The 12,104-nt window shown below is 59.6% G+C and carries 11 protein-coding genes; 9 read left to right on the plus strand and 2 right to left on the minus strand.

The genetic code is table 11. The annotated features are described in order from the left end of the window. Positions 1-9: 9 nt before the first annotated feature. Positions 10-282, minus strand: a complete 273-nt coding sequence (locus EYC79_RS20530; RefSeq protein WP_062427932.1) for a DUF4164 domain-containing protein — start codon at positions 280-282, stop codon at positions 10-12. Between the two features lie 388 nt (positions 283-670). Here EYC79_RS20530 and tkt point away from each other — a divergent pair, with 388 nt between their 5' ends. From tkt to EYC79_RS20560, 6 genes are all read left to right on the plus strand, one after another. Beyond that, positions 671-2,653 (plus strand): transketolase, encoded by a 1,983-nt coding sequence (tkt, locus tag EYC79_RS20535; RefSeq protein WP_130979343.1) that lies wholly within the window; start codon positions 671-673, stop codon positions 2,651-2,653. A gap of 145 nt (positions 2,654-2,798) precedes the next feature. After that, a complete protein-coding gene (gene gap, locus EYC79_RS20540) occupies positions 2,799-3,809 on the plus strand; it encodes a type I glyceraldehyde-3-phosphate dehydrogenase (RefSeq protein WP_113271630.1) in 1,011 nt (336 codons plus the stop codon). Between the two features lie 193 nt (positions 3,810-4,002). Next, complete coding sequence (locus EYC79_RS20545; RefSeq protein WP_130979344.1) at positions 4,003-5,820, plus strand: potassium/proton antiporter; 1,818 nt, start codon at positions 4,003-4,005, stop codon at positions 5,818-5,820. A gap of 104 nt (positions 5,821-5,924) precedes the next feature. After that, positions 5,925-7,127 (plus strand): phosphoglycerate kinase, encoded by a 1,203-nt coding sequence (locus tag EYC79_RS20550; protein WP_062598855.1) that lies wholly within the window; start codon positions 5,925-5,927, stop codon positions 7,125-7,127. A gap of 266 nt (positions 7,128-7,393) precedes the next feature. Then, a complete protein-coding gene (locus EYC79_RS20555) occupies positions 7,394-8,419 on the plus strand; it encodes a class I fructose-bisphosphate aldolase (RefSeq protein ID WP_130979345.1) in 1,026 nt (341 codons plus the stop codon). Positions 8,420-8,654: 235 nt separating this feature from the next. Continuing rightward, positions 8,655-9,134, plus strand: a complete 480-nt coding sequence (locus EYC79_RS20560; protein ID WP_112358528.1) for a 2TM domain-containing protein — start codon at positions 8,655-8,657, stop codon at positions 9,132-9,134. A 142-nt stretch (positions 9,135-9,276) separates the two neighbouring features. Here EYC79_RS20560 and EYC79_RS23545 read toward each other — a convergent pair whose 3' ends face one another. Next, complete coding sequence (locus tag EYC79_RS23545) at positions 9,277-9,432, minus strand: hypothetical protein (protein WP_165457088.1); 156 nt, start codon at positions 9,430-9,432, stop codon at positions 9,277-9,279. A 249-nt stretch (positions 9,433-9,681) separates the two neighbouring features. On the opposite strand from EYC79_RS23545, the gene EYC79_RS20565 reads away from it, so the two are divergent. The 3 genes from EYC79_RS20565 to rcdA all read left to right on the plus strand — a co-directional run bounded on the left by EYC79_RS20565 (position 9,682) and on the right by rcdA (position 12,024). Further along, complete coding sequence (locus EYC79_RS20565) at positions 9,682-10,965, plus strand: MFS transporter (RefSeq protein WP_062427922.1); 1,284 nt, start codon at positions 9,682-9,684, stop codon at positions 10,963-10,965. Next, positions 10,962-11,159, plus strand: coding sequence for a DUF1192 domain-containing protein (locus EYC79_RS20570; RefSeq protein WP_130979346.1), 198 nt, complete (start codon positions 10,962-10,964; stop codon positions 11,157-11,159). The genes EYC79_RS20565 and EYC79_RS20570 overlap by 4 nt, the downstream gene beginning before the upstream one ends. Before the next feature lie 352 nt (positions 11,160-11,511). Continuing rightward, the gene (gene rcdA, locus EYC79_RS20575; RefSeq protein WP_062427920.1) at positions 11,512-12,024 is read left to right on the plus strand and encodes a protease adaptor protein RcdA; all 513 of its coding nucleotides are present in this window, start codon (positions 11,512-11,514) and stop codon (positions 12,022-12,024) included. The last annotated feature ends 80 nt before the right edge of the window (positions 12,025-12,104 follow it).

Raw genomic sequence — 12,104 nt, forward strand, 5'->3', positions numbered from 1 at the left:
GGCCTCCTCTTATCTGTCCAGTACGGCGCGGATGGTTTCCATGGCGGTCACCAGGCGGCGCGAGACCTCGCGGTTCACCTCTTCCAGGCGATTGGCGCGGAACTGCGACTGGTCGAGCTCCTGTGCAAGACGGGCACGATCCACGTGCACGCGCTTGACCTCACCCTCCACCTCGGCACTTTCCCGCTGGCGCTCCAGGCGCATGTCGAGGGCGTTTTCAAGGCTGGTGATTGCGGAGCTGAGCTCCGACAGCGCGACTTGTATTGTTTTTTCCGCCGTCATCGTTTCTTCCAAACCGCATAAGCGGCACGCCCGAATCGTTGCCGCCCGATGTCACTCAAGGCATTGATACGATATTACCCGTTTTGCGCCCGCGTCAATCAAACCAATACATTCAAGCACTTTGGGCTGTGGATGAATGCAAAGTCGCAAACATGGGCTTCGCCATCCCTGCCTGATTATGGCCACAGCGCGGCGCGAAGCTTGCGCGAGATCGAATGTGGCCAAGGGCGGCGAGCGAATCTTTTGATGCGAAACGATTTTTGTGACCGATCGAACCGCAACATCAGGCTGGATTTATTGACAGAGCCGCCCTACCTGCTATGGATCAACCCGCTTTTTGGATAGTTAGAACGACTATCTCCTTTCACCCGGAACAAACGGAAAAGCCATGATTTCTCGCGACAAACACGACCGGATGGCCAATGCAATCCGATTTCTTGCCATGGATGCTGTGGAGAAGGCCAATTCCGGCCACCCCGGCCTGCCGATGGGAGCAGCGGATGTCGCCACCGTTCTCTTTACCCGCTACCTGAAATTCGATCCCAAGGCGCCGCACTGGCCCGACCGCGACCGTTTCGTGCTGTCCGCCGGCCACGGCTCCATGCTGCTCTACTCGTGCCTGTATCTGACCGGCTACGAAGACATGACGATCGACGAGATCAAGCGCTTCCGTCAGCTCGGCTCCAAGACCGCCGGCCACCCGGAATATGGTCATGCCACCGGCATCGAGACCACCACCGGTCCTCTTGGCCAGGGCATTGCCAATGCTGTCGGCATGGCGATTGCCGAGCGCAAGCTGGAAGAAGAATTCGGCTCCGACCTGCAGAGCCATTATACCTACGTTCTGTGCGGCGACGGCTGCCTGATGGAAGGCATCAGCCATGAGGCGATCGCGCTTGCCGGCCATCTGCGCCTGAACAAGCTCGTGCTCTTCTGGGACAACAACAACATCACGATCGACGGCGCAGTCGGCCTGTCCGACTCCACCGACCAGATCGAACGCTTCAAGGCCGTTCACTGGCACACGATCGAGATCGACGGTCACGATCCGGAAGCGATTGCCGCGGCCATCGAAGAAGCCCACAAGTCCGATCGTCCGACCTTCATCGCCGCCAAGACCACGATCGGCTTCGGCGCCCCGAACAAGGCCGGCACCCACAAGGTGCACGGCTCGCCGCTCGGCGCAGAAGAAATCGCTGCAACCCGCAAGCATCTCAACTGGGAAGCCGAACCTTTCGTCATTCCTGAAGACGTGCTCGACGCATGGCGTCTGGCAGGCCTGCGCTCCACCAAGACACGCCAGGAGTGGGAAGCCCGCCTGGAAGCGGTCGAGGGTGGGAAGAAGGCCGAATTCAAGCGCCGTTTCGCCGGCGATCTGCCCGGCAACTTCGACAGCTCCATCGACGCCTTCAAGAAGAAAATTGCGGCCAACAACCCGACGGTTGCCACCCGCAAGGCTTCTGAAGACACGCTGGAAGTCATCAACGGCGTTGTGCCGGAGATGCTCGGCGGCTCCGCCGACCTGACACCGTCCAACAACACCAAGACCAGCCAGATGGTGTCGATCACGCCGACCGACTTCTCCGGTCGCTACATGCATTACGGCATCCGCGAACACGGCATGGCTGCGGCCATGAACGGCATTTCGCTGCATGGCGGTCTGATCCCCTACTCCGGCGGCTTCCTGATCTTCTCGGACTATTGCCGTCCGTCGATCCGCCTTGCCGCACTGATGGGCATCCGCGTCGTTCACGTCCTGACGCATGACTCGATCGGCGTTGGCGAAGACGGCCCGACCCACCAGCCGGTGGAACAGATCGCAGCACTTCGCGCCATTCCGAACCTTCTGGTCTTCCGCCCGGCAGACGAGACGGAAACGGCAGAAGCCTGGCAGCTTGCCCTGCATGAAAAGCATCGTCCCTCCGCGCTGGCACTCACACGCCAGAACCTGACGCCGGCCCGCAAGGACTATGAGGAGAAGAACCTCGTTGCCTACGGCGCCTACGAACTGGTTTCGGCAAGCGACGCGAAGGTCTCGATCTTCGCGTCCGGCTCGGAAGTGGAGCTTGCGCTGAAGGCCGCCGCAACGCTGAAGGACAAGGGCATTTCCGCCCGCGTCGTGTCCGTGCCCTGCTTCGAACTCTTCAAGGAGCAGCCGGAAACCTATCGTCAGGCGATTATCGGCGACGCGCCGGTCAAGATCGCCGTCGAAGCGGCCATTCGCCAGGGCTGGGATTACTTCATCGGCAATGACGGCGCTTTCGTCGGCATGCAGTCCTTCGGTGCCTCCGCACCGGCCAAGGACCTCTTCCCGCATTTCGGCATCACCGCGGAAGCGGTTGTCGCCGCAGCCGAAGAAAAGCTCGGCTGATCCCATTGGCCGAAGATCAGGGCGGCTTGCACGCCATGACCTTCGGTCGTCGACCGCCGCAAGCGGTGAAGCGCGCCATACGCCTTCACCACTTCGCGCCCAAGCTATTCCATTCAGACGTAAATTATTGATCGGGAGACTGTAAATGACTGTAAAAGTAGCCATTAACGGCTTCGGCCGCATCGGCCGTAACGTCCTTCGCGCCATCGTCGAATCCGGCCGCACCGACATCGAAGTCGTCGCCATCAACGATCTTGGCCCTGTCGAGACCAATGCACACCTGCTGCGTTACGACTCCATTCACGGCAAGTTCCCGGCCGAGGTGAAGGTCGAAGGCGACACGATCACCGTTGGCGGCGGCAAGCCGATCAAGGTCACCGCCGTTCGCGACCCCGCAACGCTGCCGCATGGCGAACTCGGCGTCGATATCGCGCTGGAATGCACCGGCATCTTCACCGCCCGTGACAAGGCTGCCGCGCACCTGACCGCTGGCGCAAAGCGCGTCATCGTTTCGGCTCCAGCCGACGGCGCCGACCTGACGGTTGTCTTTGGTGTAAACCACGACCAGCTGACGAAGGACCACCTCGTCATCTCCAACGCCTCCTGCACCACCAACTGCCTGGTACCGGTCGTCAAGGTTCTCGATGACCTGATCGGCATCGACCACGGCTTCATGACGACGATCCATTCCTACACGGGCGACCAGCCGACGCTGGACACCATGCACAAGGATCTTTACCGCGCCCGCGCTGCAGCGCTGTCGATGATCCCGACCTCGACCGGTGCTGCCAAGGCGGTCGGTCTCGTCATGCCGCACCTCAAGGGCCGCCTCGACGGTACCTCGATCCGCGTTCCCACACCAAACGTCTCGGTCGTCGACTTCAAGTTCGTCGCCAAGAAGGCAACCTCGGTCGAAGAAATCAACGAAGCCATCAAGGCTGCGTCGAACGGCGCGCTGAAGGGCGTTCTCGGCTACACCGACGAGCCGCTGGTTTCGCGTGACTTCAACCACGACAGCCACTCCTCGATCTTCGCCACCGACCAGACCAAGGTCATGGAAGGCAACTTCGTGCGCGTGCTCTCCTGGTACGACAACGAGTGGGGCTTCTCCAACCGCATGTCCGACACGGCCGTGGCTTTCGCCAAGACCATCTGATCTGGCGGTCGATGACAATCCAAAGAACCGGTGGGAGCAATCCCGCCGGTTTTTTTATGGGTCCGTCGCCGGCGCTGGCACTCCCGCCTTGCTCTGGTCCATTTTCAACCTGAACAATCACTGACAAGATTCGGTAGTCGCAGACGGGAGGCTGTGCGCCAGCTTCAAAGCATCGTTTGCAAAGGTTAGGGCATTGGAATCATTTTATCTCTTGCTGCTGGTCGCCAACGTCCTTGTGCTTGCAGCCGCCTTTTCCAGCCTGATCGCCTATCGCTTCGGCGCGCCCCTGCTGCTTCTCTTCCTGATGATCGGCCTTGCCGCGGGCAAGGATGGTCTCGGCATCGAATTCACCAACAGTGCGCTGGCCTATATGCTCGGCTCGCTGGTGCTGGCGGTCATCCTCTTCGATTCCGGTTTCAGCACGCCGTTACAGACCTTCCGGCTCTCGTCCCGGCCCGCCCTCACACTTGCCACGGTCGGTGTCGTCCTGACGGCGGTGTTCTTCGCGGGCGCTGCTGCGCTGCTGCTCGGTTTCTCCTGGCTGGAAGGACTGCTGCTCGGCTCCATCGTCGCCTCCACCGATGCGGCAGCCGTGTTCTTCCTGCTGCGCATCGGCGGCATCCATATTCGCGACCAGGTGCGCTCCACGCTGGAAGTGGAGTCCGGCACCAACGATCCGATGGCGATTTTTCTGACCATCGCCCTAGTGGAGGTCGTTGGCCGCGGCAAGGGGTTGGCGGGTTTCGATACCGGCTTCCTGCTGATGTTCCTCGAAGAAATGGGACTTGGCCTGATCTTCGGCGTGCTTGGCGGCTTGATGATCGTCAAGGTCGTCAACCGCTTCACTATGGATCGCGGGCTCGCACCCATCCTCGTTCTGGCCTTAGCGCTCCTCGTCTTCTCCTTCACCGGCGCGTTGAACGGCAGTGGCTTCCTCGCCGTCTACGTCGCGGGCATCGTTTCGGGCAACCGCAAGATTTTTGCCAAGGGCGCCATCCGCCGTTTCCACGAAGGCATGACATGGCTGGCGCAAATCATCATGTTCCTGATGCTCGGCCTGCTTGCGACACCCTCGCAGTTCCCAGCCATCATCATTCCCGCCATCCTGCTTGCGCTCTTCCTCATCTTCGTCGCAAGACCGCTTGCGGTGTGGCTGAGCCTCATGCCCTTCAACTACACCCAGCAGGAAACGAGCTTCGTTGCCTGGGTGGGTCTGCGTGGCGCCGTCTCCATTCTGCTCGCCATCCTGCCCGCACTTGGGGGGCTCAACAATGCCGAGATCTATTTCAACGCCGCCTTCATCATCGTGCTGGTCTCGCTTCTCTTGCAGGGCTGGACGATCAAGCCCGTCGCAACCCGTCTTGGCCTCGTGGTGCCGCCACGGATGGGCGAGGTGGACAAGCTGGAAGTGGATCTGCCCGGCACGGCAACCCACGAGCTGATCTCCTACCGCGTGGCCAAGGGCAGCGCGATCCTGCAGGGCGAGCGCATTCCCCGCTGGGCCATGCCATCTCTGGTCGTGCGCGACGGCACCTCCATCCGCTATCAATATGCCGGCAGGCTTCGGGAAAACGATCTCGTCTATCTCTTCGTCATCCCCAGCAATGCAAGGCTGCTCGACCGCCTCTTTGCCAGTGCCAAGCCGGTAACCGCCGATGACGAAGACATTTTCGGCACCTTTGCCATCTCGCCGCAACGCCCGGCGACGGAACTGGATGCATCCTACGGGCCGGGGCTGATCACAGCGCAGGAGCAGTCCCTCACCGTTGGCGAACTGATCGAAACCCGCCTTGGCGGAAAGGCCGAATATGCCGATCGCATCCGTCTTGGCTCGCTGATCCTGATCGTCCGCGATCTCGATGAAAACCACGCGATTTCCAGCATCGGCATTTCGCTCGAACCGGTCGAACCGGCGACCACGCTGCCGATCTTCATCAGCCTGAAAGACATCATCCACCGTGCCCGCGAGCACCGCAAGGAAAGGCGCCGCGCGCGCCTGAACGCGAAGTGAAAGCGCGTCATGGCATCGTGACGAAAACGCCTTGCGTCGTCGGTCAGGCATAGTATGGTCGCGCCCGAAGACATTGTTTCAAACACGTTTTACAGGATTGATCTATGCCCGCCTTCAAGACCCTTGACGACCTCACCGACATTTCCGGAAAGCGCGTTCTTGTTCGCGTCGATCTCAATGTGCCGGTTGCTGACGGCAAGGTGACGGACAAGACCCGCCTGGAACGCGTGGCACCCACCATTCTGGAGCTCTCGGACAAGGGCGCCAAGGTCATTCTTCTCGCCCATTTCGGTCGCCCGAAAGGTGAGCCGGTTGCCGACATGTCGCTGTCGCTGATTGCGCCTGCGCTTGAAGAGGTTCTCGACCACGCCGTCCACGTCGCCACCGATTGCATCGGCCCGGCTGCTGCAGACGCCATCGCCAAGATGAATGATGGCGATATCCTGCTTCTGGAAAACACCCGCTTCCACAAGGGCGAGGAAAAGAACGATCCGGCCTTCGTCACCGAGCTTGCCAAGAATGGCGATGTCTACGTCAACGACGCCTTCTCCGCCGCCCACCGCGCCCATGCCTCCACAGAGGGTCTCGCACGCCATCTGCCGGCCTATGCCGGCCGCACCATGCAGGCGGAACTGGAAGCGCTGGAAAAGGGTCTTGGCGCCCCTGCCCGCCCGGTCGTTGCGATCGTCGGCGGCGCCAAGGTCTCCACCAAGATCGATCTCCTGATGAACCTCGTCAAGAAGGTCGACGCACTCGTCATCGGCGGCGGTATGGCCAACACCTTCCTAGCCGCCCGCGGCACGCAGGTCGGCAAGTCGCTCTGCGAGCATGATCTGGCCGAAACCGCAAAGCAGATCATGATCGAGGCCGCGACAGCTGGCTGCGCCATCGTGCTGCCGGATGACGGCGTCGTTGCTCGCGAGTTCAAGGCCAATGCCGCCAACGAGATTGTCGATATCAACGCCATCCCCGAAGACGCCATGGTGCTCGATGTCGGTCCCAAATCGGTCGAAGCCATCAAGGGCTGGATCTCCCGCGCCGAAACGCTGGTCTGGAACGGCCCGCTCGGCGCCTTCGAAATCGAACCCTTCGACACGGCAACCGTCGCTGCCGCCCGTCATGCCGCCGAATGCACCAAGTCCGGCAAGCTCGTCTCCGTCGCCGGCGGCGGTGATACGGTCGCAGCGTTGAACCATGCGGGCGTTGCGGAAGACTTCACCTACATCTCGACAGCCGGCGGTGCCTTCCTCGAATGGATGGAAGGCAAGGTCCTGCCCGGCGTCGCCATTCTGCAGGAACAGAAGTAACGCGTTTCTACCAAGAGGCGCCTGAGTGAAAAACGATTGACCGACGCCACAACCGGCGTCGGTTTTTTTATTGCTTCAGCAACCACCTCGTCTTCGGAACCAAACGGCGCATCAAGCGTCTTCTTTTTCGCCGATTTCACACGTCGTAGACAGCCTTAAAAAACGTTGACACATCAAAACCTTTTCAAACGATTCAAGGCTTTAGCCTGCCATCTTTCTGCCTCTGTCTGGTATCTGAGTATGATTATGTATTGGGAGAACTGCACATGACCGAACGTCTTCAAGATATTGCACAAAAAATGATGTCGAACGGCAAGGGACTGCTGGCGGCGGATGAGTCCACCGGCACGATCAAGAAGCGCTTCGATACGATCGGTCTGGAATCGACCGAAACCAGCCGCCGTGATTATCGCGAAATGCTGTTCCGCACCGAAGAGGCGATGACGAAATGCATCTCCGGCGTCATTCTCTACGAGGAAACCCTCTTCCAGAAGGCCGCCGATGGCACGCCTTTCGTCGAGATCATCAAGGCCGCCGGCGCCGTTCCCGGCATCAAGGTGGATAAGGGCGCCAAGCCGCAGACCTTCTTTCCCGGCGAGACGGTGACCGAGGGCCTTGATGGCCTGGCGGATCGCCTGAAGATCTATTACGAGGCCGGTGCGCGCTTTGCCAAATGGCGCGGTGTGATCGCGATCGGTGATGGGCTTCCGACATGGGGGGCGATCAAGGCGAATGCCCAGGCGCTTGCCCGCTATGCAGCCCTTTGCCAGCAGGCCGGTATCGTGCCGATTGTCGAGCCGGAAGTATTGATGGACGGCAAGCCCGGGACCCACAGCATCGACCGTTGTGCCGAGGTGACCGAATGGGTGCTGCGCACCGTGTTCACCGATCTTTACGATGCCCGCGTCGATCTTGAAGGCATGATCCTGAAACCCAACATGGTGATCGACGGCAAGAATGCCCGCAAGGCAAGCGTTGAAGAGGTCGCCGAAAAGACCGTGAAGGTGCTGAATGCCACCGTGCCATCCACTGTGCCCGGCATCGCCTTCCTCTCCGGCGGCCAGTCATCGGAAGAAGCCACAGCCCACCTCTCGGCTATCAATGCCGGCTATGACCTGCCCTGGTCGGTCACCTTCTCCTATGGCCGCGCATTGCAGGAAGCAGCACTCCATGCCTGGGGCGGCAAGCAGGAAAATGTCGCAGCCGGCCAGCGCGCCTTCCGCCACCGCGCCGAGATGAATTCTCTGGCAGCGCGCGGCAACTGGAAGCAGGAGCTTGAGAAGGCGGCGTGACGTCGCTCCTCTCTACGTAAGCCCTATCTAAGACTGTACCGGAAAGCCGCTCCTTTCGAGCGGCTTTTTCTTTTCGCGGCGGCTCGCCGCTCTTCAAATTCACGCTCGCCCGGCGCAGTATGCCGCCATGACAGGCCCGTCACCGTCCCGACAGCAACCCGACAGTCGGGCGGATGGCGTGGTGATCGATGGCGGTTTGCGGAAATGTCGACCGCGTCGAACCTTGGAGAAAGTAATGCTGGTACAGAAACTCAGGCTACAGCGTGGCTGGTCGCAGGAGCAGTTGGCAATCGTCAGTGGCTTGAGCGTGCGCACTATTCAGCGTATCGAGCGCGGCCAATCCGCGAGCCTGGAAACGCTCGCCACGCTGGCATCCGTCTTCGAGATCGACGTGTCGCAACTGACCGTAGAAAAGGAAACGGATATGCAAAGCATTGCTGTCGACTCCAGAGAAGCCGAAGAAGCCATTGCGTTCGAGCGCGTGCGAAAGATCAAGAAGTTCTACCTGCATGTCGCGCAATATGTCTTGGTCATCGCCATGCTGGTCGTCATCAACCTTGTTACCAGCCCCCATTACTTCTGGGCCATCTGGCCGGCCCTCGGCTGGGGTGTCGCCCTTGCGATGAACGGCATGACCACCTTCGACCTCGTGCCCTTCCTCAATGCCGCATGGGAGCGCAAGAAGGTCGAGGATTATCTCGGGCGCAAGCTCTGATCATCTAAAGCGCCGTGCGTTTTGTTAAACGCACAAAAGACGCTTTGGCTTTTTGAAGCTACGCATCGTGCTTTCCGAAAATCGAGAGCGATTTTCGGGCCGATGCTGCAGGCGCTTCCATCATCGATGGGAGCGCCAAAATTCAAGGCCGCAGGAGCAGCACCAGCGTCCACAGAACAAAGGCCACCACGGCGATCTTCCAAAAATCGGCGCGTCGTCTAAAGCCCGGGAATCCGAGCGGGCGGATGAGCTGGATACCCATGGCCAGAAGTAGCAAAAGGCCGATCGCCTTCGTCATCACGCAACCTTTTGGCTCAATCGGGCAAGCTGTGTGCCACCGTTTCTGCCATCTTCTGAGGGAACCCTTGGCAGCTGCCGCCGGTTCAACTGCAAATGTCTATTTAGGGGCTTGCCGCATCCGTGAGCCAAATGTCAAACTCATTCTACATCGTCACAGGGTGGACATTTTTATGCTCACCATGGCGGCGTCTTATTCGCACCATCTTCCGCATGATACCGGCAATAGCATCAGCATGAGAGAGACTTTATGAGCAGAAATATTCTACCCGTATTCGCTCTTCTCACCAGCACCCTCTTCCTCTTCCTTGGCAACGGCCTGCAGGGCCTGCTTCTGCCGGTGCGCGGTTCGGAAGAAGGTTACTCCAACGAAGTGCTCGGTTTTCTCGGCACCTCCTGGGCGGCAGGCTTCGTCATCGGCTGTTTCGTCGCACCCGCCATCGTGCGCCGGGCCGGCCACATCCGTGCCTTCGGCAGCTTCGTTGCGGTCATCTGCCTTACCGTTCTCCTGACCGGCCTCTTCATCGACGACGTGTCCTGGGTTGCCCTGCGTGCCCTGACGGGCTTCTGCACCGCCGGAACCTCGATGATCATCGAAAGCTGGTTGAACGAGCGCGCCACCAATGAAAGCCGTGGCGCGATCTTCTCGCTCTATATTGCCATTACGCTCTTCGGCGTGGTGGCCGGACAGCTCGTCATCCCCTTCGGCCATGTGGGCAATACATCGCTCTTCATGGTCTGCGCCATCATCTATTGCGTCGCGATCCTTCCAGCCATGTTGTCGAAAGCAGAGAGCCCGCAGCCGCTGAAGAAGGTCAAGCTCGATCTTCGGGCGCTCTACCGCAATTCGCCGGTATCCTTCGTCGGCATCCTGCTGGTTGGCATCGCCAATGGCGCCTATGGTACGCTTGCCGCTGTCTTCGGCGCGCGTGCGGGGCTTGATCCCACCACCATCGCCATCATGGTCAGCTCCACCATCTTCGTCGGCGCGCTCGCGCAATTTCCGGCCGGCAAGCTGTCCGACCGTATCGACCGTCGTTTCGTGTTGGCAGGCCTCTCGGCGCTCGCCGCCGTCGCGGGCCTTGCGATTGCGATCATCCACCCGACACATGTCTACGTGCTGATTGGAATGATCTGCGTTTATGGTGCCGCCGCCAATGCGCTCTACCCGATTGCGGTCGCACACGCCAACGACTTCGCCTCCTCGGAAGATTTCGTCAAAGTCTCGGGCGGCCTGCTTCTGCTTTACGGCATCGGCACCATTATCGGCCCGACGCTTGGTGGCCCGATCATGACCTCCTTTGGTCCTTACGCGCTGTTTCTGGTGACAGCGGTTTCGCATCTTCTGATTACGGCTTATTCTATCTTCCGCTCGAGGCAGCGCGCCGCGCTCACCACCGCGGAGAAGGATAACTTCTCCACCATGCCGACGGCCCCTGCGCCGCTACTGACACCGGAAAGCGCTTCGCTGGACCCCAGAGCACCGCAATATCCTGAAGAGGAAGCAGATTTGCAGAAGGGAGCAGGAATATGAGTATCTTCAACGAGGATCTTCCGCAAAAGCAGAACTCCACGCATATCATCGGCGCCGACCTGACGCTGCTTTCGGTGGATGAACTGACCGCACGCATCAATATTCTGTCAGCTGAAATCGAACGGCTGGAGGGTGAAAAGGAGAAGAAGTCGGCGGGCCGCAAGGCCGCGGAAAATCTGTTTCGCACCAGATGAGAGCAAGAATGCCGAGCAAACGTTACCCCGCGAGACAGTTTTTCGTTTACCATTAACCCAATATTAAGCTTTCTGAGAGATTACTATACATGTTCAGTTCTGCTGAACCTCAGGCAGTTTCTCCTATCGGCGAATTGGTCTGATTTTTCTCCCTGTTTTACCTTGAGAGCCGCTTTTGCGGCTCTTTTTTTATTCTGTTGGAAAACCTGCAAAACTGTGGGTATTAACCTTTCTTTAATAATCAGCTTGCGCATTTGCGGTATTGGTATCATCCTGAAAATACAAAGGCCGGAACAATTCACCCGCTAACTCCGTTGCCTCACCGTATCATGCGTAAGCAGGGATTAAAGAAATGTCGGAACAGGTTTTGAATACCATCAGCTTCGCCGGCCGCGCCGCAGCCTCGAACCAGTTCAAGACTCTCTATGCCGAGGGCATGGGCCTGGTGGAAGAAACGGCAAGCTACCTCGATGGCTCCGGTCGCGCAGCCTCCAAGGTGCTGCCGCGCATGGCATCGGTGCTCTATGCCGCGGAGTCCATGCGCCTCACCACCCGCCTGATGCAGATGGCCTCCTGGCTGCTGCTGCAGCGCGCCGTCAACAATGGCGAGATGACCCGCGACCAGGTTCTCAACGAAAAGAACAAGGTGCGCCTCGACAACTTCAACGTCGATCGCAATGCCCCAGGCTGGAACGACCTGCCGGAATCCTTCCGCGATCTCGTCGAGCGTTCGCTTCGCCTGCAGAACCGCGTTGCCCTTCTCGACCGCGAAATCTACCGCCCGTCGGAAGCAAAGGTACCGGACAACGAAAACAGTGTTCAGGCACAGCTCAACCTGCTGCGCACCGCGTTCAACAGCAACTGAACGCGCTATTCCCGACGCATGATTTTGAAGAAGCAGGCTCCGGCCTGCTTTTTTGTTGTCTGGGGTTCGCCCGCCACGGG

The sequence above is a fragment of the Agrobacterium cavarae genome (genome assembly GCF_004310285.1).
Lineage (GTDB): Bacteria > Pseudomonadota > Alphaproteobacteria > Rhizobiales > Rhizobiaceae > Agrobacterium > Agrobacterium cavarae.

What these genes read in the sequence shown, in the direction of transcription:
- EYC79_RS20530 (WP_062427932.1), bottom strand. Translation starts at nt 282, where the DNA reads ATGACGGCGGAAAAAACAATACAAGTCGCGCTGTCGGAGCTCAGCTCC.
- tkt (WP_130979343.1), top strand. Translation starts at nt 671, where the DNA reads ATGATTTCTCGCGACAAACACGACCGGATGGCCAATGCAATCCGATTT.
- gap (WP_113271630.1), top strand. Translation starts at nt 2,799, where the DNA reads ATGACTGTAAAAGTAGCCATTAACGGCTTCGGCCGCATCGGCCGTAAC.
- EYC79_RS20550 (WP_062598855.1), top strand. Translation starts at nt 5,925, where the DNA reads ATGCCCGCCTTCAAGACCCTTGACGACCTCACCGACATTTCCGGAAAG.
- EYC79_RS20555 (WP_130979345.1), top strand. Translation starts at nt 7,394, where the DNA reads ATGACCGAACGTCTTCAAGATATTGCACAAAAAATGATGTCGAACGGC.
- EYC79_RS20560 (WP_112358528.1), top strand. Translation starts at nt 8,655, where the DNA reads ATGCTGGTACAGAAACTCAGGCTACAGCGTGGCTGGTCGCAGGAGCAG.
- EYC79_RS23545 (WP_165457088.1), bottom strand. Translation starts at nt 9,432, where the DNA reads ATGACGAAGGCGATCGGCCTTTTGCTACTTCTGGCCATGGGTATCCAG.
- EYC79_RS20565 (WP_062427922.1), top strand. Translation starts at nt 9,682, where the DNA reads ATGAGCAGAAATATTCTACCCGTATTCGCTCTTCTCACCAGCACCCTC.
- EYC79_RS20570 (WP_130979346.1), top strand. Translation starts at nt 10,962, where the DNA reads ATGAGTATCTTCAACGAGGATCTTCCGCAAAAGCAGAACTCCACGCAT.
- rcdA (WP_062427920.1), top strand. Translation starts at nt 11,512, where the DNA reads ATGTCGGAACAGGTTTTGAATACCATCAGCTTCGCCGGCCGCGCCGCA.